Raw genomic sequence first — 24500 nt, forward strand, 5'->3', positions numbered from 1 at the left:
CTCTGCTTCGAAGCAGCTTAGAGGGTACGCCAGTGCATTCCGACGTGGTCGGGGCCGACCGAATTGATATCCGGGATGCCCATGAGCTGGAGGGTTCTCTGCATCTCGTTACGGAAAATAGACAGTCCGCGCTCGACGCCTTCCGCACCGCCAGCCATGAGGCCGTAGAGGTACGCGCGGCCGATCAGGGCGGCATCGGCACCCAAAGCGACGGCCGCGACAACGTCCGCGCCGGACATGATTCCCGTATCGATCAGAATGGTTGCGTCTTCGCCCAGGCGCTGGCGCACCTTGGGGAGCATAAGGAGCGGAACAGGGGCGCGATCCAGCTGACGGCCACCGTGGTTCGACAGCACAATCCCGTCTGCCCCAGCCTCGACCGCACGCTCGGCGTCCTCCGGGGTCTGGATGCCCTTGACGATCAAATGCCCGTTCCACTGGGAACGAAGCCACCTCAATTCGCTGATGTCGAGACTTGGATCGAACATGTCCCCAATCGTTGCGAGGCTGTGGCTCGGTGTCCCTCCGAAATTCGTGAAGCCCAGCGGGGCAGTGGTCAGGAAATTGATCCACCACTCCGGCCGGTAGGAAGCATTGAGGAATGTCTTGGGTGTGAGCCTGGGCGGAAAGGACATGCCATTGCGCGCGTCGCGGTGGCGTGCACCGGCGACCGGTGTATCCACCGTTACGAGCAAGGTGTCGAAGCCTGCTTGTGCAGCTCTGTCCACGAGTGAGAAGGAGGTATCCCGATCTTCCTTCCAGAGGTAGAGCTGGAACCATGTGCGCCCGTCTTGGCCCGCTTCGGCGACGCGTTCGATCGTCTCGGTTCCCATCGTCGACAACGAAAACGGGATCCCAGCCGCATGGGCTGCACGCACGCCCGCAATTTCGCCTTCGCTGTGCATCATGCGCGTGAAACCAGTCGGTGCGATCGTCAAGGGCATCGAGGCCTCGGAGCCGCAGACGGTCGTCGCGAGGCTCACATCGGAAACGTCGCGCAGGACCTGCGGGTGGAAGACCAAATCGTCATAGGTCCGCCGCGCCCGACCGAGGGACAGCTCGCGCTCTGCCGCGCCATCCACATAATCGAAGGGGCCCTTGGGTGTGCGGCGGCGAGCGATCTCGCGAAGGTCCCATATATCCTGGGCACGTTCGAGGCGGTGAGCTCGTCTGTCCACGCGCAGGCCTTCGAGCTTAATGAAATCCTTGAGCATCTGACGGTCCGGGAACTGCCTGGTCAGCGGGGCCAGACGGTTCTTCGTGGCGGATTTCATGGACATGGCTCTCCTCTTCCTCGAGCGGGTCTGGGCTTACACCCTAGTCTTTGCGCAGCGCCAAACACCTGTGAGGAGCTCATGGACGTCCGATACTGTGGGAGTGTGACTTCTCCAGCCCCCGACGCCGCGGATCGCCTCGGCAACGCGCATCAAGCGGCACTTCGTTCCATCGCCAGGGTGGTGGATGAAACGGCAACGGCGACACCGGAGAGAGAAGCCCGCGAAGGCATCGCCCACCTTCTCCGGCAGGGGCCGGTGCTGGTCGTCACGGGAGCCGGGGTTTCGACGGGGTCCGGGATACCGGACTACAGGGGACCGAAGGGCTCCCTCCGACGACATCGCCCCATGACGTACCAGGAATTCCGTCATGACCCGGATGCGTCGCACCGCTACTGGGCCAGATCATTCGTCGGCTGGCGCCTCATGAATCAAGCCGCACCCAATGTTGTTCACTACACCCTGGCGGAGCTCGAGCAGGAAGGCCTCGTGGGTGGCGTCGTGACACAGAATGTCGACGGGCTCCATGCGCAGGCCGGCAGCAAGAGCCTCGTGCAGTTGCACGGGGACCTCGGCCGGGTTGCGTGTCTCGTCTGCGGGCACACGGAAGATCGGCGTGCCCTCGACCTCCGCCTCAAGGATGCGAATCCGGGCTACCTGGAATCCATTACCCTGGATCCGAGCCTGGTGAACCCGGACGGCGACGTCGAGCTCACGGGGGAATGGGTCGAACGTTTTCACATGGTCGGTTGCATCGTATGCGGCTCGACGCTCCTCAAGCCCGACGTCGTATACTTCGGTGAGCCCGTGCCGACCGTTCGGAAGCAGGCCGCTCGTGAGATGCTCGCCGCGTGCACGTCCGTTCTCGTGGCGGGGTCGTCGCTGACCGTCATGAGCGGATTGCGCATCGTCCTGGACGGTTTGCGGCAAGGAAAGCCATTGGCCGTCATCAATGGTGGCCCCGGGCGCGCGGATACGAGGGCCACTTACCTCTGGCGGAGCCCGGTGGAACCGGCCTTTCTCTCGCTGCTCGATGAGCTGGGACTATAGCGCTTTCTTCCAGGGCTGAACCGGATGCCCGTGTCACGTACGTTCCTCGGTGAGCATACTACTGACAAACCATGTACCCTTAACAGACGGAAGATTGACGGATATTCCGGTGCCGCATTGTGTGCCCATCACAGTGCCGCCGCCGGAGCGAGCGATAAGAGGGGGTCACGCCATGGGGCGCGGCCGTCAGAAGGCTAAGGCAACGAGGCAGGCGCGGGAGATCAAATATTTCAGCCCGCAAACCGATTATTCGGCGCTCGAACGAGAACTTAGCGCGGCGAAGGATCGGCGAGCCGAGCGAGACGATGTCCACTCGAATGAGGACGAGTACTCGGGTTATGCAGACGAGTACGGTGACGATTCCGCAGAGGATCGATAAGCTCATTCGGGCGTTGGCGCCTGCCACCCAATCGTCAGAAGCGCACCGGTTGACCACGTCAACCGGTGCGCTTCTGTTTAATATTCTGTTTGAGCCGAGCCAGCAGACGGCGCCCCCACCACAATGGTGCAAGCGCCGTCCGCGAAGCGGGTCTGAGGTCTAGCTGTAGGAGCCCACCATGCGGACCGCGCCACCGTTGACGCCTTTGGCTCCCTGGACGTAGTCGGGCCCCTTGTCTGCGGGCGGATCCGCTTGAGCGACGGTTCCCAGCGTCCACGAATTCACCCCGCGATCGTTGAGGTGCCTCACGGCGTCGTCCGCCACGGACGGATCTATGATCGCGATCATGCCCACACCGAGGTTCAGCGTACGTTCCAGGTCCGGTTCCGGAACTTTGCCCAACTCGGCGATGACGCGGAAAATCGCGGGGATCTCCCAAGAGGCCCGATCCACGCGGGCCTCGAGACCCTGCGGGAGAACGCGGGCCAGATTGGCCGCGAGGCCCCCGCCGGTGACATGAGAGAATCCGCGGACGCCGTGACCGAGCTGGCCGTCTTCGCCCAATACCGGGAAGGTGCGCGCCAGATCGAGAACGTCTGCGGCGTAGACCCGGGTCGGTTCCAACAGCTCTTCGCCCAAGGTGCGGCCGAATTCGGAGACCTCCCGGTCCAGGGACCAGCCGGCGAGATTGATGACCTTGCGGACCAGTGAATAGCCGTTCGAGTGGATGCCGGAAGAAGCCATGCCGATTACGACGTCGCCCTCGCGCACGCGATCCGGTCCGAGAAGCTCGTCAGCTTCGACGATTCCGGTGGCCGCACCGGCGACGTCGTACTCATGCTCGCCCAGGAGGCCCGGATGCTCCGCGGTTTCCCCGCCGACCAGGGCGGTTTCTGCCACGGAACATGCAGAAGCGATTCCTCGTACGATATCCGCGATGCGCTCGGGAACCACGCGGCCGCAGGCTATGTAATCGGTCATGTACAGGGGCTTGGCACCAACAACGACGATGTCGTCGACTACCATGCCGACCAGGTCGTAACCAATCGTGTCGTGAATATCCAGAGCCTGGGCGATCGCCACTTTGGTTCCCACGCCGTCCGTCGACGTCGCAAGGTATGGCTTCCGGTATTGCGTCAGGGCCGAGATGTCGAAGAGTCCCGCAAAGCCGCCGACACCGCCGACGACGCCTTGTTTGTGGGTCTGCTTGACGGCTTCTTTCATGAGCTCGACGGCACGATCGCCGGCCTCGACATCGACGCCTGCGCTCGCGTACGTCAGGCCCGCGGTGGTCTGGTGGGGTTGAGCCATCTATGGTCCTTTGAGATCGGTGGGGTGCTGTCAGTTCTTGTGCGGAGCTCGGTCTTCGGGGAGAACCAGCGATTCCAGGTCCGAGTCCGGGCCGGGTTCGCACGAGGAGTTCTCGGCCATCACCTGCTCGTCTTCTTGCGTGTCTCTGGACGCCGAGTTGTCGGACGAGGCCGGACGCTGGGCCCGCGCCGACGCCGTCGGGCCCGTGGACGAGGAACGATGCGCATCGAAGAAGTTCTTACCCAGACGATCGGCGTCGGGCAGAGCAATGGGATAATCGCCCGTGAAGCACGCGGTGCACAGCCGATGCCTGGGCTGCTCGGTGGACTGGATCATTCCGTCTTCCGAGATGTACCCGAGTGAATCCGCGCCGAGGGACTTGCCGATTTCATCGACGGACATACCGTTGGCGATCAGCTCGGCCCGGGAGGCGAAGTCGATCCCGTAGAAGCAAGGCCACTTGACCGGCGGGGACGAAATACGGACGTGGACCTCGGCTGCACCGGCTTCGCGGAGCATCCGCACCAGAGCCCTCTGAGTATTGCCGCGAACGATCGAATCGTCGACGACGACCAGTTTTTTACCCGCAACGACACTGCGCAACGGATTCAGCTTGAGTTTAATCCCCATTTGCCGCATCGTCTGGGTCGGCTGGATGAAGGTTCGGCCGACGTACGAGTTCTTGACCAGACCGTTTCCGTACGGAATCCCTGATTCTTCTGCGAAACCGATGGCAGCAGGGACTCCGGATTCGGGGGTGGGCATGACCAAATCGGCTTCGACGCCATGTTCTCGTGCTAGCTGGCGGCCCATTTCGACGCGAGACTCGTACACCGCGCGGCCGTTGATCACCGCATCCGGACGCGACAGATACACGTGCTCGAACACGCAACCTGCCGGCGTCGGCTCGGCGAATCGGCGGGAACGCACGCCGTCTTCGTCGATCGCGATGAATTCACCGGGCTCGACATCGCGGACATAGGTTGCACCTACGATGTCCAAAGCAGCCGACTCCGAGGCCACGACCCACCCGCGATCGAGGCGGCCGAGAACGAGTGGACGGACGCCGTAAGCATCACGGGCAGCATAAAGCGTGTTCTCGTCGATCAGAGTGAGGCAGAACGCGCCTTGCAAGGTGGGGAGCAGCTCCATTGCTGCTTCCTCGAGCGAATCGTGTGGGTGCTCTGCGAGGAGCGAGGTGACCAACGCGGTATCGGTGGTATTTCCTTGAGCGACTTCACCTGCTGATGGGAAACCTGACTTGTCGATGAGCCGATCGTAGAGATCCGCCGAATTGGTGAGATTGCCGTTGTGCGCGAGAGAAACGGTGCCATGCGGCGTTGATCCGAGGGTCGGCTGGGCATTGGCCCACGTGGTCGCGCCGGTGGTGGCGTAACGGCAATGACCGATTGCCATGTGCCCGCCGAGCGTGCCGAGGATGGTTTCGTCGAATACTTGCGAAACCAGGCCCATGTCCTTGTACACCGAGATGCGTTCGCCGTTACTCGTCGCGATGCCCGCGGACTCCTGCCCGCGGTGCTGTAATGCGTAAAGACCGAAATAGGTGAGAGTCGCTACGTCCTCGCCCGGAGCCCAGACACCAAAAACACCGCATTCGTCCTGGGGGCCTTTGTCCTCTGGGTGGAGGTCGTGTGACAGTTTTCCGTCGGGTCGAACCACGAAAGCTTCTTCCTGAATGTGCGGTCAGTGTTCTTCAACGCCGTTGCCGCCGGCGCTGAGCAGCGGGAACGAGTCCAAGTCTATCCGGAACCAGCCGTCCTGCGAGAGGTGAATCAGTCTTCAGGATCGTCGTCGATGCGTACCGCGCGGAACCTTGTGGCTTTCTTCCGGGAAATTCTGTCGGCGATCAGCCCGACAACGGCGCCGAGAACTGCGCCCAGGGTTCCGAAGATGACGGCCATCATGCCGAAGATTGCGCCAAGGGTGTATTTCTGGTCCGCCGGGCCCAAGAAAGTTGAGATCGCGGCGACGATCAGGCCCAGCACCAGGCCGGTGATGAGGAAGGCAATGACCGAGGGCGCGCGACGGACGAGCACCTCGCGTTCGGAGGGACCACGGTCAGGATTCGGAGACTCCCCGGGGGCCAAGGGCTCGTCGGATTCTGGGTGAGCAGAAGAGGATTCGGTCATTGCTTCAGGTTACCTTTTTCCGAGGCGCGCTTCATCGCGGTCCGGGTTGAGAAGAGGGGTAGGAGGGATGAGAGGTCGCTACGGTTCCCAGACGCATCCACCGTGCCGCCTGCGCGGGCCTCTTCCCAAGTCATGAGGCCGGTAACAAGGCCCAACCACGTATCCGCAGTAGTCTCGACGACGTTCGGGGGAGTGCCGCGGGTATGCCGCGGGCCTTCGATGGCCTGAGTGACGCCGAATGGCGGGACTCGGACCTCGACCGAATTGCCGGGGGCGCGGTGAGCCAATTCCTCGAGAGCGTATCGGACGGCAGCGGCTTTGGTCTTACGGTCCGTCGCCGTGGGGTCGGATTCCCACGAACGGAGCGCTGCCAGGCCGACGTCGTCGGTGATCTTGCGCCGTGCCATGGGTCAAGCCTCCTCGAACGCGGATCCGAGCCGCACCTGGCCGACCGGCTTGCCTCCGCCCGTGATGGGCTGGAGCACGCGGGGCAGGAGCGCTTCGACCGAATCCTGGGCGATGTAGCCCTGCCGAGCCAGGAGAGTCAGGGCTACCAGCGTGACAGCTCTGAAGGATCCGTCCAACGACTTGACCGCTACCGCCGCGCCGTCCCGAGTGCCGATGGCCAAGACCCCTTCCGCGCCGAATTTGGCGATGACGTCGAGCTCTTCCATGACGAGGGTGTTGGGTTTGCCGTGGTTCTGGACCATTTCCGGATAATCGGCCATGGCGGTCGCCAAGGTCGCGGTTCGGGCATCCGCCTTGATGTTGCGTATTCCCTCGCCCAGAGTTCCGTATGCCCGCGCCAAACCGTTCAAGCTGAATGCCGGAACGGGTGCGCCGCATCCATCCACACCGATGGTCTGGACCGGTTCGCCCGTGAACTCTTCCACGATCTCCATAACGAGTCGCTGTAATGGGTGGTCCGGTTCCAAATATGTCCCGGTGTCCCACTCGTTGTGGACACAAGCCGCAAGGAATGCGGCGTGCTTTCCGGAGCAGTTGAACGCGATACGTTGTTTTCCCATGTCATGCGTGAGCAAGTAGGAGTGCGCGCGTTCGTCCTTGGGGAAGGCCTCGGGGCACTGCAGATCGCGCGGCGAGAGCCCCGCATCCTGCAGGATGTCCGCGACCACTTGGATCTGTTCGAATGAGCCCTCGTGCGAACCTGCGGCGATGGCTACCTCCGCGCCGCGCAAGGGAGCGCCCGCCTTGAGCGAGGCGATGGCCTGAAACGGTTTGAGAGTCGAGCGGGGGAAGATCGGGGCATCGGCGTCGCCGACAGCGTGGACGATTTCGCCTTCGGGTGAGACCACCGCGGCCGCGCCAATGTGGCGGGACTCCACGAAGCCGCTCCGCTCGACGACGGCCAGCTCGGCCGCATTTTCCCAGCTGAAAGTCTGCATAGAAGTCATTGTTCCACGGCCGCCCGTGCAACGGCTGTGCCCACCCGTCCGGTGAACACAAAGGCCGGCGGCATCGTGGTGGAAGTCTGTCCGCGTCGATGCCGCCCCGATCTCTATCGGACGCCGCACTAGTCGATCCGGAGGTGTGTTTCCCTGATCTTGTGGATGAAGGGGGCCACGATGACCGCAACAATGCCCAGAACCCCTCCGACGAAGAAGGCCGCGTGAGAGCCGCTGACCTGTGCCTCACCGGCCGAAGAGCCTGCGGCGACGGCGATTCCGGTGCCCACGGTCAGAGCCGCGGTCAGGATCGCCGTGCCCGTGGCCCCACCGAGTTGTTGCAGGGTGTTCATGATGGCCGAACCGTGGCTATAGAGGCTCTGAGGCAGAGATCCCAAGGCGACGGTCATCATCGGCGTCATGATCATGGCCATGCCGAGGCTGAAGACAATGTGAACCCCGACGATGAATCCGACGCTGGTATCCGGGTGAATCAGGAAGAAGAGCCACTGCCCGGCGGTGAGCATGACCGTGCCGGGAATGACCATGGGACGAGGCCCGAATTTGTCGTAAACGCGCCCGATCAGCGGTGACAACAGACCTTGCACGAGACCGCCGGGCAACATGACCAGCCCGACCGTCATCACATTGATGCCCATACCGGACTGCATCAGGATCGGCAGGACCATAACGGATCCCAACATCACGGCCATCGCGATCATGAGCACGGAAACCGCTAGCCGGAAGTTGTGCACTGCAAAGGGGCGCAGATCCAGCAAAGCCGATCCGGATGCCTTCTGAAGTTTCCGTTGGCGTGAGGCGAAGAGGACCAGCGCGATGATGCCGACGACCAAACCGATCAGCGGGGTCAAGTGGCCCTTTGCGATTGCACTCACGGAGCCCATCGCGTACACGATGCCACCGAAGCCCAGAACTGCCAGTACGACGGAAGCCAGGTCCAAGGGGAGCTTCCGGGTGTGGCCAGTGGGCTTGAGGAGGAAGAAACCGACGAGCAGGACGATGACGCCCAGCGGGAGCATCATGCGGAAAACCCAGTGCCAGCTCAGCGCGTTGACAATGATTCCGGAGAGAGTCGGGCCAACGGCAGGGGCCACCGCGATGACAACCGAGTTGAGGCCCATGACGGTTCCTCGGTGTGCCGGGGGGACCATGATCAGTGTGGAGGTCATGAGGAGAGGCAGAACAATGCCCGTGCCACCCGCCTGAATGACGCGTCCGGCAAGAATCGTCGCGAAATTCGGTGCGAAGGCGGCCATTGCCGTACCCACAACGAAGAGCGACAGTGCGACCAGGAAGAGACGCTTGATGGTGAATCGCTCGAGCATCCAGCCCGTCGTCGGAATGATGCAGGCCATCGTGAGGAGGAATCCGGTGGTGAGCCACTGCGCGGTGGCGGCGCTGATATCGAAGTCCGCCATAATGTCCGGCAGGGCGACGGTCAGGACCGTCTCGTTGAGGATCATGATGAGGGCGGAGACTACGAGTACAGCCAATACGCCAACGATGTGTTTGGTCGGGAGCGCCTCGGGTTGTTCCTCGGGGGTGGCTCGCGCCTCGGCGGCGACGACTTCCGAGAATTGCCCTGTTTGCGGGCTCGCTGGCGAAGGACCAGGGGACATGCACATACCTGATTTCTGTGAGGGGTGAACACCGATAATGTCACGGAGTGCCACTTTGGCGTAAGTGCCATAGGCGTGTGATATTTGACATGGCCGTAATGTCGAAGGAGGTCCCCATGGATCAGACGGTTGACTTGCGAACTCGACGCAAGCTGCAGACCGAACGGGAGATACACCGTGCGGCCTTGGAACTCTTCGAACAGCAAGGCGTCCGGGCGACGACAGTTCCGGAGATCGCGGCTCGAGCAGGTGTTTCTCCACGCACCTTTTTCCGTTACTTCTCGACCAAGGAAGAAGCCGCGTTGCCGATCCAACGCACCATGGTGCGGGCCATCGACCGAGTGGAATTCTCGGCCTCCGAGCCGACCGCGGTCCTCGAAACTGTGGAAGCCATGATGGACGCGACCCTGTCCGAACCAACCGCGTCCGAAATCGAGGACCACCGTCGGATCTCTCGGCTCTTGGCGACCGACCCGGAGTTCAATATGGCGGCCACGGGACAGGAAAAAGAGCTCCTCGAGCGACTCCTCGACCGACTCAGGGAACAGCTTCCCGACTACGTAGGGCTTCAAGGGCTCCTGATCTGCGAGACGGCCCTGATGGGGTGGCACGTAGCCTGGCGACAATGGGGCGAATTGGCTATCCAGGGGACAGCGAAGGAACCAGTAGATGTCTACCGCGAATGCCGCGCGCAGTTGCGGAGGGTCATCGGTACGGGGCTATGGCCTCGATAATGTGTTGCCGGATGGGAACGGCGAGTCAAGCATCCAGATATGCCCTGATTGCTCCGTGATGATCGGTGCGATCCCGGCCGCCCGATCGGCCCGCTTGACGGTCCGATCCTACTGATCCGTGCGCCACCGGGAGAAGCGCGATTCCAGCCCAACCAACAGCGAATTCACGATCAGTCCCAGCAGCGCAATGGTCAGGACGCCGGAATACATCTGCGGGATCAGGAAGCTGTTCTGACTGGAGGTGATGAGGAACCCCAGACCGGACTTCGCCCCGACCATCTCCGCCGCGATGAGCACCAGAATCGCGGCCGAACCCGCGATGCGAATCCCTGTGAAGATCGTCGGGACGGCCGCGGGGAGAATGATGTGCCGGAACAGTGCCGCTTGGCTCAGCCCGAGCGTCTTTCCGAAACGGATCAAGAGCGGGTCCACCGTTTTGAGACCGGCCGCCGTGTTGAGCAGAACCGGGAAGAACGCCGCGTAGATGACAATGACCACCTTGGACAGCTCTCCGATCCCCAGAAGCAGAACGAAGACTGGCAGCAGAGCCAGTGCGGCCGTGTTTCGGAAAATCTCCAGAAGCGGGTTCAGCATCTCGTAGGCGGCCCGGTACCAGCCGATGACCAGACCGAATGCGATTCCGAGGACCGTGGCGATCGCAAATCCTACCAACGACCGGGCGAGGCTGGCCGAGAAATGCGACCACAGTTCGCCCGATACCAGAAGATCCCACCACGCGCCGACCACCACATGGAATCGCGGAAGGAAAACCTGGAAGGTTGGGCTTCCGAGAAGCGGAGCGAATTCCCAGAGCACAGCGAAAAGGACGATGGGAATGGAACCCAGAACAGTTTTCCGGAGCCTCGGCCGCCGTTTAGCCGGCCCACGGGGGCGGCCGCCGGGCGAAGGGGCACGGGCCGCGTCCGGTGACGTGGGCGATGCGGAATCAACAGATGCTTGCGCAGTTATGGTGCTCATGGGATTCCTAACGCGTACCGGCGGTTGCGGGTTCTGTCTCGGCCTCCGGGGAGGCCGGTTTTTCGGACGCTGAAGTGTGCAGTAGGCTCCACACCTCGTGGCGTGCCCTGACGAAGGTTTCGCTCGAACGTACGTCCCGTCCGGGTTCGACCGTATGGTTTCCGACCTCGACGACGTCTTTGACCCGACCGGGCCGGGATTCCAGGACGACGACGCGCTGGCCCAGGTATACGGCCTCTTCGACCGAGTGGGTGATGAACAGGACCGTCGTCCCGGTGTCCTGCCAAATGCGGATCAACTCGCTCTGAAGAGTCTCCCTGGTTTGGGCATCGAGCGCGCCGAACGGCTCGTCCATCAGGAGAATCTCCGGCTCGTAGGACAGCGCCCGCGCGATTGCGACCCGCTGCTTCATTCCCCCGGACAGTTGATGCGGATACCGGTCTTCGTATCCGTCCAGACCTACCAACCGAAGAAAGCGGTCTGCCTTGACACGTAGGTCGTGCGCTTTGAGACGCGAACCTTTGTCCACGGTGTTCTTGAGAACGAACACCACATTGTCCCGGGCAGACTTCCACGGCAACAACGCGTATTGCTGAAAAACGACGCCGCGATTGCGTCCCGGCCCCCGAAGAGGCTTTCCATCGATCAAGATCTGCCCCGTAGTCGCCGAGGTCAACCCGGCCAATAGGTCGAGGATCGTCGTTTTACCAGACCCGGAGGGGCCGACCAGAGTGACGAATTGACCCTGCTCGATACTGAAATCGATATTGTCCAGAACGGTCGTGATCGTGGGCGTTGACGCAGACTGGCCTGGCGTGGAGAACTCCTTGCCGAGACCTTTGATTTCTATTTTCGGTACATGCTCGCTCATGGGACTCCTCAAGACTGCCGGATGAGATCATTGGTGTAGTACTTTCCCGGCTCGACCGGCTGGCTGACGATTTTCCGAGTACGGAGCCACTCTTCCCACCGGGCAAAATCGTTGTCCTGCATGATTCCGCCCTGGGTGAGTCCCGTGGATTTCCAATACTGGAGGGGAGCGGGATCTTCGCCCCGGCCTCGGTTGCTGACGATCTTGACCATGCGCTCGACGACCGTTTCGCGAGGCTGTTCGGTGGCCCAGCGAACGGCTCGGTCGGAGCCGTGGGCCACCTCCCGGGCGAGGTCCGGATTCTGGTCGATCCATTCCTGGCGCATGACCATCTGGCCAGCGGGAAATTTGCCGAAAAGGTCGACATCGCGGGCCAACTCACGGAGGGTTCCGTGCTCTCGGACGAGATCCTGCGCGATGCCGTCGATCACACCCGCGTCGATGTGACCCCGAAGAATGGAGATTTCGATGTCGCTGGGAGGGATGGGGACCAAAGTGACGTTCTTGACCTGCTCGGGGGTGGCGCCGGAATGCTCCAACAACTGAAAAATAAAAGCTTCGGAGTGTGCGCCCAAAGTATTCATTCCTACGGTTTTTCCGACGAGGTCCAGAGGGTTCTTGATGTCTCCGTCATTCGAAGAGTAGAGCCCGACATAAGTCTCTTCGTCTGAGCCGTAATAATTGGATGCCGCCCGAATTGGAATTCCTGCCTCGACCAGTTTGATCACGGCTCCGGAAAAGGCGTGCCCGATGTCGGAATCTCCCGTCGCAACGGTCTGTATGTCCTGTGGTCCGCTCGTCGTATTGCCGATGTACTTCAGCTCCGCCATGGGCAGGTACCCCAGATCCTGGGCGAGCTCGGCGAACAGCACTGTCTGGGGCCAACCCTGATATCGCACCACCCGGTTGGCCTCTGCGGCTTGGGAGGACTGCCCGCAACCGGCGAGCGACGCCGTGGCAGCGATTCCGGCCAACCCGGCCAGGCCCGACAAAGCCCTTCGCCTTCCGATAAGGCGGCGGCCGGGTGGGGAATTCGGGGGAGTAGCTGGGGCGACCATGGGTGTTCTCCTCCACGGAAATTGGTATCAACTGGTTTTGCAGGGTGCCTGAATACGACTCGGCTCATCTATATTCAGATTCCCGATAATTATTGAAAATAGACAATACGAATCCGCTTCTCCCACATCAATAAGCAGGTAAGAAATGGAAAAGACGGAATTGGGTGTAATTTATGACGCCGTTTTTCTCCGCATGTCGTCAGTGATTTCGGCCGTGTACGTGGGGGCGTACCGTGTCGAGCAAATCAAGATCACGAACCTAAGGAATTCCATGGGCGCGATAAAACTGCATTGGTTCTTGCCGACGAGCTCCGACTCCCGGGGCGTTGTCGGCGGCGGCCACGGTGCGGAAGTCCAGGGTACGGCTGCGATCCGTCCTCCCTCCTTGCGCTACCTGACTCAAGTGGCTCAAGCCGCCGAGTACAACGGATTCGAGTCCGTCCTGACGCCAACGGGCTTGTGGTGCCAGGATTCATGGCTGACCACGGCCGCAATTTCCCAGCACACCGAGACGCTGAAGTTCTTGGTCGCGTTTCGGCCGGGCGCCATCTCGCCGACCTTGGGCGCTCAGATGGCGGCCACGTATCAGGACATGACCAAGGGCCGCCTCAATATCAACATCGTGACAGGTGGCGAATCGGCCGAGCAGAAAGCCTTTGGCGACTTCAATGACAAAGAGGGCCGCTATGAACGAACCGGTGAATTCCTGGATGTCGTCGGCCGGCTGTGGGATCACGAAGAACCCTTCGACTACGCCGGTGAGCATGTCCGCGTCGAACAAGCTCGGTTGGCGTACCCGCCCGAGCCGCGCCCGGAAATCTACTTCGGCGGTTCGTCTCCGGCGGCAGGGCGCGTTGCCGCGGCGCACTCGGACGTGTACCTCACCTGGGGCGAGCCGCCGCAGCAAGCGAAGGAGAAGATCGATTGGATCCGGGGCCTGGCCGAGGAACAAAGGCGCACGGTCCGGTTCGGTATAAGATTGCACACGATTTCGAGGGATACCTCGGCCGAGGCCTGGGCCGTGGCAGAGAAAATGCTGGCCAATATCGACCCCGCACTGATTCGGAAGCAGCAAGAGGCCCTGCGAAAATCCGAGTCGGAGGGCCAGCGTCGGATGCTTGATCTGCACGGAGGCTCCTCCTCCGACTTGGAGATCCACCCCGGGCTGTGGGCCGGTGTCGGACTGGTCCGCGGCGGAGCCGGAACGGCACTGGTGGGATCCCACCGAGAGGTGGCCGACTTGATCAAGGAATACGTATCGGTCGGATTCGACGAATTCGTGCTCTCCGGGTATCCGTGCCTTGAAGAAGCATTCTGGTTCGGTGAAGGGGTTCGGCCCCTGCTCGAGTCCGACGGACTCATCTAGTCTTCGCAGGATGTAGCTGTATTAACCGCTCCAGCCGGGCCCGATAGCACGCGATGCGTACTCGTCGTTACCTATTCGCTATTGTTGCTCTATGAAGGTTTTGGTGCTTGGCCCGGGCGGGCGTGAACACGCAATTATCGCTGCGCTCCTGCGCGACCCGGCGGTCACGGAAGTACATTCGGCTCCCGGCAATGCGGGAATCGCCGCTGTCGTTCCGACTCATGCCATCGACGCCAACAGCCCCGAAGAGGCAACGGCCCTGGCGGAAAGGCTGGACGCGGACCTGATCGTCGTAGGACCCGAAGCTCCGTTGGTTGCAGGAGTCGCCGATGCCCTGCGTGAAGCCGGATTCCCGGTATTCGGTCCGAACGCCGACGCCGCCCAGCTGGAAGGTTCGAAAGCCTTCGCCAAAGAAGTCATGGCCGAGGCCAATGTTCCGACTGCCATGGCCCGCGTCGCTCATGACGCCGCGACCGTCAGGGAATGCCTTGACGCTTTTGGTGCGCCGTACGTCGTCAAAGACGACGGCCTTGCTGCCGGCAAAGGCGTGGTCGTTACGGAGGATCGCGATGAGGCTCTGGCTCACGCCCAATCCTGTTTTGACGCCGGCTCGTCGGTCGTCATCGAGGAATTCTTGGACGGTCCAGAAGTTTCACTGTTCGTGATCTGCGATGGGCAACGAACGGTCCCGCTCAGTCCGGCGCAGGATTTCAAACGAATCCACGATGACGACGAGGGCCCCAACACCGGAGGGATGGGGGCATACACCCCGTTGCCGTGGCTTCCCGAAGACTTCACCGAAGAGGTCGTCCGGCGCGTCGCCCAGCCAACGGTTGACGTGATGGCGGACCGTGGGACTCCCTTCGTGGGCGTGCTGTACTGCGGATTGGCCCTGACAAGTCGTGGGATCCGAGTCATCGAATTCAATGCTCGCTTTGGAGACCCGGAGACCCAGGCGGTGCTGGCCCGTCTCAAGACGCCCCTGGGCCAACTGCTTCTTGCCGCAGCCCAAGGCGAACTCGACGGGCGGGAATCCCTCCGGTGGGACCTTCGCACCGCGGTCGACGTGGTCATGGCCGCCGAGAATTACCCCGATACTCCGCGCAAGGGTGACGAAATCTCCGGACTCGAGGAGGCGGAAGCCCTGGAGGGCGTTTCGGTCATGCACGCGGGCACCCGGCGCGAGCGGTCGCTGAGCGGGACCACATCCGTGGTGACTTCGGGGGGACGAGTTCTCGCCGTCGTTGCGTTGGGGGAGGACCTCGAAGACGCCCGAAGCAGGGCCTACAGGGGAGCCGAGAAGATCGCTTGGAAAGGCGCGCAGTACCGGCGAGATATCGCGCAGAAAGCCGCGGCAGGCCAGATCCAAGTGCCTACCTTATAGATTTCACTTCGCATCGGGCCTCGCGCGTGCGGCGTGGGGCTGCACATCAATCACACACCCAGGAGCGCAGCGCATGTCCCCAGAGCCCACCACCATTCCGGGCTGGAAGCACATCTATTCTGGCAAGGTCAGGGACCTTTACGTCCCCGAGGAGGGCAACGACGTCATCGGCTGTTCCTTTGCCGACAACGCCGAGACTCGCGCTGGGTCCGTCATGGTCGTGGCCACGGACCGGGTCAGCGCATATGATCACATCCTGGCTACGCCCATCCCTGACAAGGGAAAAATTCTGACCCAGCTCAGCCTCTGGTGGTTCGAGCAACTCGATCAGGTACCAAACCACGTGCTCTCGACCAATGTCCCGGACGAAGTGGCGGGCCGAGCAATGATCTGCAAGTCGCTGTCGATGTTCCCGGTCGAGTGCATCGCCCGAGGCTATCTGACGGGCTCGGGCCTCAAGGAATATCGGCGCACCGGCGCAATATGCGGAATCGAGTTGCCGGACGGCTTGGTCAACGGATCCCGCCTGGAAGAACCCATTTTCACGCCTACGGGAAAGGCTGAGGTCGGTGAGCACGACGAAGCCATCACATACGAAGAAATGACGGATGCCGTCGGCCGCGCGATGGGCGAGAGAATCCGGGAACTGACGCTCTATATCTACGGGACCGCAGAAAAAATAGCCCGTGAACGCGGAATCATTCTGGCGGACACCAAGGTTGAGTTCGGGCTGGACTCCTACCGCGGGGAAGTAACCTTGGGCGACGAGGTCCTCACCCCGGATTCGTCACGGTTCTGGGACGGCGCACAGTGGGGCCCGGGACGGCCGCAACCCAGCTTCGATAAGCAATTCGTGCGGGATTGGTTGTCCTCCGAAGCTTCTGGATGGGACGGATCGTCGACGCCGCCCGAGTTGCCTGCGGAAATCGTTGACAAGACCCGCGCACGTTACGTCGAGGCCTACGAAAAATTGACCGGCCTCGAATTCTCCGCGTAAGCGACCCCATAAAACCACTGGATGTGTTCGCGAACGCGCTCGGCAGCCGTTTCGGGTCGGCGTTCGCGAACCGCGGCAAGGATGCCTCGATGCTGTTCCTGGAGACGGCGTCGAACCTTGGGCCAATCTCCGAGACGAGGAACTCCTTCTCGAACGTAACCGACGGTGGCTTGACGTAGGGAATCCAAGATTGTGGTGATCACGACGTTCCCTCCGAGGCTTGAAATGAGCAAATGGAATTGCGCATCCAACTCGTGGAAGCGGGCATCCGGCAACAGGGGGTCGTCCATCTCGTCGAGAAAGCGGTTTGCCTTGGTCAGCACCACTTTGTCCTGTGTGTTCGACCAGCGGGTCGCGGCCTCCGCCGCGGCTTGGGACTCCAATTGCTCGCGGGTCGACACCACGTCTCGCACAGGCAGGAAGTTGGACGCCAAGTGCATGCGAAGGCCCCAGCCAAGGGCGGCGGAAGGTTCGGAAACGACAACCGCTCCTGCGCTGGGGCCAGAGCCGACGCCTGAACGGACGAGGCCCATCGCGTCCAGGACTCGAATTGCTTCTCTGACAGAAGCCCGAGAAATGCCGAACTCTTCCGCGAGAGTGCGCTCCGAGGGGAGCCGGTCGCCCACGGAAAGTTCGCCACTGCGCAGCCGGTCCTCGATGTTCTTTAGCACGATGCTGTAGGTCTTGTTCTCCACAGAAGACAACCCTAGCTTCGCATCGTCACTAGGTGTTTAAGGCAGCATCCAGGACAAGACGTTGGACTGCAAGAACACGAGGGTGCAGATGATCAGGAGCATGGCGAGGGACCAGGGCACAACCTTCTTGAAGATTTCCGATTCCTTGCCCTCCATTTCAACAGCGGTAGCCGCAATGGCGAGGGACTGCGGAGAGATCATTTTGCCGACGACACCGCCGCTGGTGTTGGCCGCGAGCATGAGGTTCGGGTCCAGCCCGGCGTTGGAGGCCGCGGTGTGTTGCAGGTTCGAGAACAGCGCATTGGCCGAGGTGTCTGATCCGGTTACCGCGGTTCCCAGCCAGCCAAGTGTGGGCGCGAGGAAAGCAAAGATCCCGCCCAACGAGGCCAGATACGTTCCGATGGACACGGTCTGTCCCGAGAAGTTCATGACGTACGCGAGGGCAAGGACCGAAACGATCGTCAGAGCCGACCACCGCATGCGGTAGAAGCAGTACCAGAGCTGGGCTATAGCGTGGCCGAAGCCCAGTTTGTAACGGCCCTTCTCGTTGAATATGCCGTAGAGCACCGTCACGATCAAGCCTGCTATGAGCAGCATGGTTCCCGGATTGGACAGCCATTGGAAGTTGAAGGTGGTGCCGGAAATCGGTTTGCCGGCCGCGGTGACGATGTTTCCGGATGTGAGGGGCCACGGGATCTTGATGTCCGTCTTCGCCAGAGCCGCGGGAATGCTGACTCCTGCCTTCCACAATTTGCCGATCGCGAAGACACCGACGACTACCAGATAGGGCAGCAGCGCCATCCAAACCCGGACAGGCTTGAGCTTCTCTGAGGCCGGAGGGGCCTTGATGCCGAAGCGTTCACGGAATGCCTCCGTGCCGCGCGGCTTCCACACCTTGAGGAACAACACGGCGACGCCGAGGGACACGAGGCAAGCCACGATGTCGGTCAACTCATACGAGAAGTGCGTCGCCGACCACCACTGTGCGATGCCGAAGGAGAGACCGATGACCAGGGCTGCGGGCCAGGCCTCCCGAACTCCTCGGAATCCGTCGAGGAGCCAGAGGAGGATGAACGGAACGATCGCGGCGACGAATGGGGCCTGATGGCCGACGATGGCGCCGATATGTGCCGGGTTCTCACCGGTAAGGGTTCCGGCGGTGGTGATCGGAATGGCCAGAGCGCCAAAGGCCACCGGCGCGGTGTTGGCGACCAGGACGGTGACCGCTGCTCGCAGCGGCTTGACGCCCAGGGCAAGAATCATGGTCGCGGTGATCGCGACGGGGGCCCCGAAACCGGCGAGGGCCTCGAGAAGCCCGCCGAAGCAGAAGGCGATCAGTATTGCCTGGATGCGAATGTCTCCGCCGCCGATGCGGTCGAAGGTCAGACGAAGGTCCTCGAAACGTCCGGACTCGACCGTGACCTGGTAGAACCACAGCGCCGTAACGATGATCCAGACGATGGGGAACGCGCCATAAGCGAGTCCCTGGGTCCCCGACATCAAGGTCAGTCCCAACGGCATGTTGAAGCCGATGACCGCGACGATGATGGATACGAGAAGGGCCGTGAGTGCAGAGATATGCGCGCTGGCTTTGACTCCGAGCAGCATGATGAAAAAGGCCAGGAGTGGAAGTATCGCGACGAGCGCCGAGAGCCCTATCGACCCGCCGACGGCGTTGGTGGTGGCTGTGAATGTGTCCACGCGGTCTCCTTGGAGTGGGTTGACGCACGCGTTTCGACGAGCATCAACGCTGATGCAGTGAGTGAAGTAAGCCACTAATGCTGAGGAGCTCATAGGGGTGTGTGTCCCGCATTACTCTGTGGTCAGACCGACACCATACCGATGTTCTTGACGAAATCAAAACCGGAGTAAGTGTGGATGGAGTGCGACGCGGGCACGGTAGTCGCGCAGTAGGCTTTTAGGTTACAAAAACCTTTTCTAATTCGGTCGTGTTTCCTGAAATGACGCGCCAGTTAAGGTTTCCCAGGTGCGATTCGAGTAACTTAGGTGCTCCTTATTGGAGGTCGTTAATAAATTGTCACTAAGGTGGGGAGCGTCTTGCGGGCATCCTCCTGGTCCCATTCTGAGGAGAATGGCCCGCACTTATTGAAATGGAGACGCCATGCGGATCGCACTTTTCTCAACGTGCATCGTCGACGCGATGTACCCGCGGGTCGCCCAGGCGACCGTGGACATCCTGGAACGCCTCGGCCACGACGTGATTTTCCCTCCCGGCCAGACGTGTTGTTCCCAAATGCACGTCAACAGTGGCTATTTCGACGACGCGTACCCCATCGTCAAGAACCACGTCGAGTCGTTCTCGGACTGGGACTACGATGTCGCCGTCGCGCCCTCGGCCTCATGCGTGGTTTCCCTGGGACACCAGCAGCCAATGATTGCTCGGCACGCCGGTGACGAGGGAACAGCCATTGCAGCCGAAGAGGTTGCAGGCAAGACCTTCGAATTGTCAAAGCTGCTGATCGACGTCTTGGGGATCACGAACGCCGCGGAGCAACTCGGTTCCTACTTCCCGCACAAGGTCACGTTCCATTCGAGTTGCCATGGCATGCGGATCATGAAGCTGGGCACGCGCCAATCGGACCTGGTGCGTACCGTGGAGGGTCTGGAATTCGCTGAGCTTCCCGACATCGACCAGTGCTGCGGTTTCGGCGGTACGTTCTCCTTCAAGAACGCTGATACGTCCGGGGCAATGACTGCGGACAAGGTCAAGAACATCGAATCGACGGGCGCCGAGTTGTGCGCGGGAGGTGACGTCTCCTGCCTCATGAATATCGATGGGGCCCTCTCGCGCAAGGGATCCGACGTCACGACCCTCCACTTCGCCGAGATCCTTGCCAGCACCAAAGAAAACCCGCTCGAAGTCTCCGGCCCGGTGGCGATGACCACCACTACAGGAGGAAAGTAGCCATGACCGTTACACAGTTGGGCATGCCCAAGGTCTTCCACGGAACCGGCAATATCGTTGCCGAAGAATCCTTCACGTCCTTCGCTGGTCGGGAGCTCAAGAACGAGCAATTGCGCGCCAACCTTGGCTTTGCGACGCATACGATTCGCGAGAAGCGCGCCAACGTCGTCGGGGAACTTCCCGACTGGGAAGATCTGCGGACCGCCGGATCCGAGATCAAACAAGACGTCATGGCTCGTCTTCCCGAGCTCCTCGAGCAGTTCGAGAAGAATTTCACCGAGCGCGGCGGACACGTTCACTGGGCTCGGGACGCCGACGAGGCGAATCAGATCGCTCTCGATATCATCCGGGAACAAGAAGTCGAAGAAGTCATCAAGATCAAGTCGATGGCAACTCAGGAAACCGGCCTCAACGAGTTCCTCGAAGAACAAGGCATCTCCGCTGTCGAGACTGACTTGGCCGAGGAAATTGTGCAGATGGGCGAGGACAAGCCATCGCACATCCTGGTTCCCGCGATCCACCGCAACCGCTCGGAGATCCGTGACATCTTCTTGAAGAAGATGCCGGGCGTCAATCCGGATATTTCGGACAACCCTGCGGAATTGGCCGAGGCCTCCCGCCACCACCTGCGTGAGAAATTCTTCCGTAACAAGGTCGCGATTTCGGGCGCCAACTTTGGCGTTGCTGATTCCGGCACGCTGACCATCGTCGAGTCCGAAGGCAATGGGCGTATGTGCCTGACTCTGCCGGACACACTCATTTCTTTCATGGGCATCGAGAAGCTGGTCCCGACCTTCCAGGATCTGGAGGTCTTCCTGCAGCTTCTGCCCCGTTCCTCGACGGGCGAGCGCATGAACCCCTATACCTCGATGTGGTCCGGTGTGACTCCGGGGGATGGGCCCCAGAATCTTCACGTGATTCTCATGGACAACGGTCGCACGGCGGCATTGGCCGATGAGATGGGGCGTCAAGCGCTCCACTGCATCCGGTGCTCGGCCTGCATGAACGTTTGCCCCGTTTACGAGCGGGCCGGCGGACATGCCTACGGGTCGGTTTACCCGGGCCCGATCGGGGCTATCCTTTCGCCGTTGCTGACCGGAGTCGAAGCAGAAGAGAACAACTCGCTTCCTTACGCATCGTCGTTGTGCGGTGCTTGCTACGAGGCGTGCCCGGTCAAGATCAACATCCCTGATGTGTTGGTTCACCTGCGCGGCAAAGACGTGGATGCCAAACACGGCAAGGGCGAAGAAGGCACGAAGCGTCAGGCACCCGACCAGATGGACGCGATCATGGCCGGTGCCAAGGCGATGTTCTCCAACTCTAAACTTCTCGGTCTTGCAGAACGCGGTTTGCCGGCGGGGCGTCTTGCGGCGGGACGCGATCACAAGATCAACTGGCTCCCGGGCCTCGTGGGTGGCTGGACGAAATACCGAGACATTCCGGAGCCGCCCAAGCAGGCCTTCCGCCACTGGTGGAAGAAGAACAAGAAGAACGGTTCGAAGCAGCGTGCGGGATCCGAAAAGGTTGATATCGACGCTCTGATGGCGAAGAACGCCGGACTCGCAGATCAGTTGCACAATCAGCATGCCTCTGAGGCTCAGGATCAACGCGAAGGGGCCGAGAAGCAAGCCCAAGAGCTCAAGAAGGAGCAGCGGCGCGACCCCGAGATCGCCCGGCGGGAGAATGAGTTGCTCAAGGACACTGAAACGGACTCGGCAGAAAACCAGGGCAAAGCCCAAGGTTCCCAGGAAGGGCGCGACTGACCATGTCGGAAGCAAAGGCAGAGATTCTGAGGCGGGTCCGGGCATCGCTGGTCGATAGCCCGGTGGCGCCCGTTGCCACGCGGGCATACCGGACCGAATCGGAGAAATCCGCGCAGGAAGTCCGTGAAATGCTGGTCGACCGTTTGGTCGACTACAAGGCGAACGTCTATGAGGAAACCGTCGAGACGGTGGCCGAACGCATCGAGAAGCTCCTGGGGAAGTCGTCCCGGTACGTGATTCCCAAGGGGCTGGACCTTGCATGGTTGCCCGAGGACAGCGCCGCCCGACGCCACCTCGTTGACTCGGGGAATGGTCAGAAGGCCGGGTCGTTGACCGATCGTGAACTGGACGCGGTCGACGCGGTGGTGACCTCGTCGACCGTCTCCTGCGCGGAGACGGGAACGATTTTTCTCAACGCCTCGGATTCCGAGGGGCGCCGTGCGATTACTCTGGTACCTGACCATCACATTTGTGTGGTCCCGGCGGACACGATTGTCGAGCTGATCCCGGAATCCTTGCACCGTGTCAACGAGGAGCGCCCGATCACCATGATTTCCGGGCCCTCGGCGACCTCGGATATTGAGCTTCAGCGCGTGGAGGGGGTCCACGGGCCCAGGACCCTGGACGTGATCATTCTCGATAGATAGGTCAGGCGCGGGCACATCTCCCGTGAGAAGAAGAGCACCGCCCCCGGTCACGGCAGTTTGGAAGCCGTAGAGATCGGGGGCGGTGTTTTGTCTGAGATGCCTCCACAGACCCTCAGGAATTGGCGATCGCTGCCCTGCGCACACAGGAGGCGGTCATATCGGCACGATCTGAAGGTCCGATTCCCGGCATCGTGGAATCTTTCTGGCCATGAGGTCGAAAAATTTGAAGTCTCGCGATCGGGCCGTCCGGGGATCGGTCTGGTCTGTGGTCGTCGCTCTGGCTGTTGTGGTGCTGGTTTGCCTGGGGGTTCTCAATGGCCGTGAGGGAGAGGGACTCAGGAAAAGGGTCCACACATGGACCCAGGGCGGGGCGGGAACCGTCGTCCTCTCGGAGGATTCGGCCGGATACTTGGCCGCCCTATCCGTGGAAAACCATAAGCCCCGTGACGCGTACCACAGAGAATCCTTCGGGCGGGCATGGTCGGATGAGGACCACAACGGCTGCGACACGCGGAATGACATTCTGGCCAGGGACCTGGCCAGGGTGACTTTTCGTGATCGGCGGCTATGCGTCGTCGAGAAGGGTACGCTTGAGGACCCCTACACGGGTCAGCCCATCGAATTCATCGCAGGGAAGGAATCGCGAAAAGTCCAGATCGATCACGTGGTGGCGTTGTCGAATGCCTGGGCCTCCGGGGCATCGGAGTGGACGAACGAGAAGCGACGGACTTTCGCCAACGACCCCGATAACCTCCTGGCCGTGGACGGCCGCGCCAACGAGGACAAGGGAGGTAGCGATGCATCTCGTTGGCTTCCGCCGCGCCGAGAATTTCACTGCCCGTATGTGACGCGGCAGCTCAAGATCAAGGCCCGTTACAGCCTGAGCGTAACGCCCGAAGAAAAGCAAGCGATTCTCAAGGTTTTGGGGGACTGCCCCGAGTACCGGCTCTCAGCCTTCGTTGTCACGGAGCATGATCACGCATCGTCTCGCAAAGTCCTGGAGCCAGTCGTCCGCCCTGCGGTGTACAAGGCTCAGCGTCATCGGAGGCACATCCTTGCTCAGTGGATGCACGGAAAACTCGTCCGGGTCCAGACCGCGGATCATGTCGGCGTCCGTCGGGACGATGCTGAACCGCGGATGTTTCCGCAGCAACAGCAGCATTCCGCCCAGATCCGTGTATGTGAGGGAAGGATCGAATCGGATGCCGGCGTTGCGGAGAGGTGCGCGTTCCGCTTCCGTTCTCAGATCCCAGTACGGAGGGCCCTCCACCACGGTGAAATCGGTCAGGTCCGCAGGACGGATGGTTTGGGGTTCGGGGAAGTGAGCGGCATCGCAGACGATCGACAACCGTTCGGAAAGTATTACTTCTTCCGCGAGATCTGGGTGGGTCGAGCGGACCCTGGAGAGCCCCGCGTCGATACTGCGGGTTATCAGCGCCCTGTCGATATCGAGCGAAGCGGTGTGTCGCACTTTGACGTCGAAGTCTCGTGATGTCCTATCCATGAGCTCCCCGAGCCGTTTCCGCTGGGGCATGCCCAGGAGGTCGGGTATGCCAAGGTTCACGTGCACACGTCGATCCGTGCCCTGTGCGGTTTCGGGAACGCGATCCATATCCGCGACGATACGTGCGGCCAAGGGTAACAGTCGCTCTCCCTCCGGAGTGAGGCTGGTGTGGCGCGTGTTGCGTTCGAAGAGGGTGCTTCCTAGCTCGGTTTCCAGTTCACGGATTCGCTGGGACAACGGAGGCACCGAGATGTAGAGAGAACGGGCCGCTCGGGTGAAATTCAGCTCGCGAGCGACAGCCAGGAAATAGCGCAAATGTTTGACGTCCACATCATTGTTATCGCATTGATCATAATCGGACCGCAAA

Annotated in this window: 22 protein-coding genes and 1 pseudogene; 10 read left to right on the forward strand and 13 right to left on the reverse strand. The window is 61.3% G+C overall.

The features are described from left to right. Positions 1 to 17 precede the first annotated feature (17 nt). Positions 18 to 1280: an alpha-hydroxy acid oxidase gene (locus EWR20_RS03370; RefSeq protein WP_129358986.1), complete on the reverse strand. Its 1263-nt coding sequence runs from the start codon at positions 1278 to 1280 to the stop codon at positions 18 to 20. Between the two features lie 99 nt (positions 1281 to 1379). Here EWR20_RS03370 and EWR20_RS03375 point away from each other — a divergent pair, with 99 nt between their 5' ends. Then, positions 1380 to 2324: a Sir2 family NAD-dependent protein deacetylase gene (locus tag EWR20_RS03375; RefSeq protein ID WP_238147537.1), complete on the forward strand. Its 945-nt coding sequence runs from the start codon at positions 1380 to 1382 to the stop codon at positions 2322 to 2324. Positions 2325 to 2496: 172 nt separating this feature from the next. Further along, a complete protein-coding gene (locus EWR20_RS03380) occupies positions 2497 to 2703 on the forward strand; it encodes a DUF3073 domain-containing protein (RefSeq protein WP_129358990.1) in 207 nt (68 codons plus the stop codon). 159 nt (positions 2704 to 2862) lie between these two features. On the opposite strand, the gene purM is transcribed toward EWR20_RS03380, so the two are convergent. The 6 genes from purM to EWR20_RS03410 form a co-directional block, all read right to left on the reverse strand. Continuing rightward, the gene (gene purM, locus EWR20_RS03385) at positions 2863 to 4014 is read right to left on the reverse strand and encodes a phosphoribosylformylglycinamidine cyclo-ligase (RefSeq protein WP_129358992.1); all 1152 of its coding nucleotides are present in this window, start codon (positions 4012 to 4014) and stop codon (positions 2863 to 2865) included. A gap of 30 nt (positions 4015 to 4044) precedes the next feature. After that, positions 4045 to 5694: an amidophosphoribosyltransferase gene (purF, locus tag EWR20_RS03390; protein WP_129358994.1), complete on the reverse strand. Its 1650-nt coding sequence runs from the start codon at positions 5692 to 5694 to the stop codon at positions 4045 to 4047. Positions 5695 to 5807: 113 nt separating this feature from the next. Then, positions 5808 to 6164: an MFS transporter gene (locus tag EWR20_RS03395; RefSeq protein WP_129358996.1), complete on the reverse strand. Its 357-nt coding sequence runs from the start codon at positions 6162 to 6164 to the stop codon at positions 5808 to 5810. Further along, positions 6161 to 6571 (reverse strand): sterol carrier family protein, encoded by a 411-nt coding sequence (locus tag EWR20_RS03400; RefSeq protein WP_129358998.1) that lies wholly within the window; start codon positions 6569 to 6571, stop codon positions 6161 to 6163. The genes EWR20_RS03395 and EWR20_RS03400 overlap by 4 nt, the downstream gene beginning before the upstream one ends. Before the next feature lie 3 nt (positions 6572 to 6574). After that, positions 6575 to 7570, reverse strand: coding sequence for an asparaginase (locus EWR20_RS03405; protein ID WP_129359000.1), 996 nt, complete (start codon positions 7568 to 7570; stop codon positions 6575 to 6577). Between the two features lie 128 nt (positions 7571 to 7698). Next, the gene (locus tag EWR20_RS03410; protein WP_129359002.1) at positions 7699 to 9210 is read right to left on the reverse strand and encodes an MDR family MFS transporter; all 1512 of its coding nucleotides are present in this window, start codon (positions 9208 to 9210) and stop codon (positions 7699 to 7701) included. Between the two features lie 116 nt (positions 9211 to 9326). Between EWR20_RS03410 and EWR20_RS03415 the strand changes: the two genes are divergently transcribed. After that, complete coding sequence (locus EWR20_RS03415) at positions 9327 to 9944, forward strand: TetR/AcrR family transcriptional regulator (RefSeq protein WP_238147538.1); 618 nt, start codon at positions 9327 to 9329, stop codon at positions 9942 to 9944. A 108-nt stretch (positions 9945 to 10052) separates the two neighbouring features. Here the strand turns inward: EWR20_RS03415 and EWR20_RS03420 are convergent, their stop codons facing one another. Genes EWR20_RS03420 through EWR20_RS03430 form a run of 3 tightly spaced genes read right to left on the reverse strand, consistent with a single transcriptional unit; the run spans position 10053 to position 12851 of the window. Then, positions 10053 to 10922, reverse strand: coding sequence for an ABC transporter permease (locus tag EWR20_RS03420; RefSeq protein ID WP_129359006.1), 870 nt, complete (start codon positions 10920 to 10922; stop codon positions 10053 to 10055). Positions 10923 to 10929: 7 nt separating this feature from the next. Continuing rightward, the gene (locus EWR20_RS03425; RefSeq protein WP_129359008.1) at positions 10930 to 11793 is read right to left on the reverse strand and encodes an ABC transporter ATP-binding protein; all 864 of its coding nucleotides are present in this window, start codon (positions 11791 to 11793) and stop codon (positions 10930 to 10932) included. A gap of 8 nt (positions 11794 to 11801) precedes the next feature. Then, complete coding sequence (locus EWR20_RS03430; protein WP_129359010.1) at positions 11802 to 12851, reverse strand: ABC transporter substrate-binding protein; 1050 nt, start codon at positions 12849 to 12851, stop codon at positions 11802 to 11804. 145 nt (positions 12852 to 12996) lie between these two features. Between EWR20_RS03430 and EWR20_RS03435 the strand changes: the two genes are divergently transcribed. The 3 genes from EWR20_RS03435 (at position 12997) to EWR20_RS03445 (ending at position 16598) form a co-directional block, all read left to right on the forward strand. Next, a complete protein-coding gene (locus tag EWR20_RS03435; protein ID WP_238147539.1) occupies positions 12997 to 14217 on the forward strand; it encodes an LLM class flavin-dependent oxidoreductase in 1221 nt (406 codons plus the stop codon). 91 nt (positions 14218 to 14308) lie between these two features. Beyond that, positions 14309 to 15601 carry a phosphoribosylamine--glycine ligase gene (gene purD, locus EWR20_RS03440; protein WP_129359012.1) on the forward strand — a complete coding sequence of 431 codons (1293 nt, stop codon included), beginning with the start codon at positions 14309 to 14311 and terminating at the stop codon, positions 15599 to 15601. Positions 15602 to 15674: 73 nt separating this feature from the next. Next, positions 15675 to 16598 (forward strand): phosphoribosylaminoimidazolesuccinocarboxamide synthase, encoded by a 924-nt coding sequence (locus tag EWR20_RS03445; RefSeq protein ID WP_129359014.1) that lies wholly within the window; start codon positions 15675 to 15677, stop codon positions 16596 to 16598. On the opposite strand, the gene EWR20_RS03450 is transcribed toward EWR20_RS03445, so the two are convergent. After that, entirely contained in the window at positions 16562 to 17293 is a 732-nt protein-coding gene (locus EWR20_RS03450) for a FadR/GntR family transcriptional regulator (RefSeq protein WP_129359016.1), read from the reverse strand. The two genes, EWR20_RS03445 and EWR20_RS03450, sit on opposite strands and share 37 nt — an antisense overlap. A 36-nt stretch (positions 17294 to 17329) precedes the next feature. Then, positions 17330 to 18994, reverse strand: a complete 1665-nt coding sequence (locus EWR20_RS03455; RefSeq protein WP_129359018.1) for an L-lactate permease — start codon at positions 18992 to 18994, stop codon at positions 17330 to 17332. Positions 18995 to 19415: 421 nt separating this feature from the next. Here EWR20_RS03455 and EWR20_RS03460 point away from each other — a divergent pair, with 421 nt between their 5' ends. The 4 genes and pseudogenes from EWR20_RS03460 to EWR20_RS13105 all read left to right on the forward strand — a co-directional run. After that, positions 19416 to 20219 carry a (Fe-S)-binding protein gene (locus tag EWR20_RS03460; RefSeq protein WP_129359020.1) on the forward strand — a complete coding sequence of 268 codons (804 nt, stop codon included), beginning with the start codon at positions 19416 to 19418 and terminating at the stop codon, positions 20217 to 20219. Positions 20220 to 20221: 2 nt separating this feature from the next. Continuing rightward, positions 20222 to 21982 carry a lactate utilization protein B gene (locus EWR20_RS03465; protein ID WP_129359022.1) on the forward strand — a complete coding sequence of 587 codons (1761 nt, stop codon included), beginning with the start codon at positions 20222 to 20224 and terminating at the stop codon, positions 21980 to 21982. A 2-nt stretch (positions 21983 to 21984) separates the two neighbouring features. Then, positions 21985 to 22629 carry a LutC/YkgG family protein gene (locus EWR20_RS03470; protein ID WP_129359024.1) on the forward strand — a complete coding sequence of 215 codons (645 nt, stop codon included), beginning with the start codon at positions 21985 to 21987 and terminating at the stop codon, positions 22627 to 22629. Between the two features lie 208 nt (positions 22630 to 22837). Next, a pseudogene (locus EWR20_RS13105) lies at positions 22838 to 23539 on the forward strand (HNH endonuclease family protein); the annotation flags it as partial. Between the two features lie 39 nt (positions 23540 to 23578). On the opposite strand, the gene EWR20_RS13020 reads toward EWR20_RS13105, so the two are convergent. Beyond that, entirely contained in the window at positions 23579 to 24463 is an 885-nt protein-coding gene (locus tag EWR20_RS13020) for a LysR family transcriptional regulator (protein ID WP_165000940.1), read from the reverse strand. Positions 24464 to 24500: the final 37 nt, after the last annotated feature.

It is taken from the genome of Rothia uropygioeca (assembly GCF_004136585.1).
GTDB lineage: Bacteria > Actinomycetota > Actinomycetes > Actinomycetales > Micrococcaceae > Rothia.

Excerpts from the sequence above, each read along its gene's own strand:
- EWR20_RS03370 (WP_129358986.1), bottom strand. The coding sequence starts at position 1,280 with ATGTCCATGAAATCCGCCACGAAGAACCGTCTGGCCCCGCTGACCAGG.
- EWR20_RS03380 (WP_129358990.1), top strand. The coding sequence starts at position 2,497 with ATGGGGCGCGGCCGTCAGAAGGCTAAGGCAACGAGGCAGGCGCGGGAG.
- purM (WP_129358992.1), bottom strand. The coding sequence starts at position 4,014 with ATGGCTCAACCCCACCAGACCACCGCGGGCCTGACGTACGCGAGCGCA.
- EWR20_RS03395 (WP_129358996.1), bottom strand. The coding sequence starts at position 6,164 with ATGACCGAATCCTCTTCTGCTCACCCAGAATCCGACGAGCCCTTGGCC.
- EWR20_RS03400 (WP_129358998.1), bottom strand. The coding sequence starts at position 6,571 with ATGGCACGGCGCAAGATCACCGACGACGTCGGCCTGGCAGCGCTCCGT.
- EWR20_RS03405 (WP_129359000.1), bottom strand. The coding sequence starts at position 7,570 with ATGCAGACTTTCAGCTGGGAAAATGCGGCCGAGCTGGCCGTCGTCGAG.
- EWR20_RS03410 (WP_129359002.1), bottom strand. The coding sequence starts at position 9,210 with ATGTCCCCTGGTCCTTCGCCAGCGAGCCCGCAAACAGGGCAATTCTCG.
- EWR20_RS03415 (WP_238147538.1), top strand. The coding sequence starts at position 9,327 with ATGGATCAGACGGTTGACTTGCGAACTCGACGCAAGCTGCAGACCGAA.
- EWR20_RS03420 (WP_129359006.1), bottom strand. The coding sequence starts at position 10,922 with ATGAGCACCATAACTGCGCAAGCATCTGTTGATTCCGCATCGCCCACG.
- EWR20_RS03425 (WP_129359008.1), bottom strand. The coding sequence starts at position 11,793 with ATGAGCGAGCATGTACCGAAAATAGAAATCAAAGGTCTCGGCAAGGAG.
- EWR20_RS03430 (WP_129359010.1), bottom strand. The coding sequence starts at position 12,851 with ATGGTCGCCCCAGCTACTCCCCCGAATTCCCCACCCGGCCGCCGCCTT.
- EWR20_RS03435 (WP_238147539.1), top strand. The coding sequence starts at position 12,997 with ATGGAAAAGACGGAATTGGGTGTAATTTATGACGCCGTTTTTCTCCGC.
- purD (WP_129359012.1), top strand. The coding sequence starts at position 14,309 with ATGAAGGTTTTGGTGCTTGGCCCGGGCGGGCGTGAACACGCAATTATC.
- EWR20_RS03445 (WP_129359014.1), top strand. The coding sequence starts at position 15,675 with ATGTCCCCAGAGCCCACCACCATTCCGGGCTGGAAGCACATCTATTCT.
- EWR20_RS03460 (WP_129359020.1), top strand. The coding sequence starts at position 19,416 with ATGCGGATCGCACTTTTCTCAACGTGCATCGTCGACGCGATGTACCCG.
- EWR20_RS03465 (WP_129359022.1), top strand. The coding sequence starts at position 20,222 with ATGACCGTTACACAGTTGGGCATGCCCAAGGTCTTCCACGGAACCGGC.
- EWR20_RS03470 (WP_129359024.1), top strand. The coding sequence starts at position 21,985 with ATGTCGGAAGCAAAGGCAGAGATTCTGAGGCGGGTCCGGGCATCGCTG.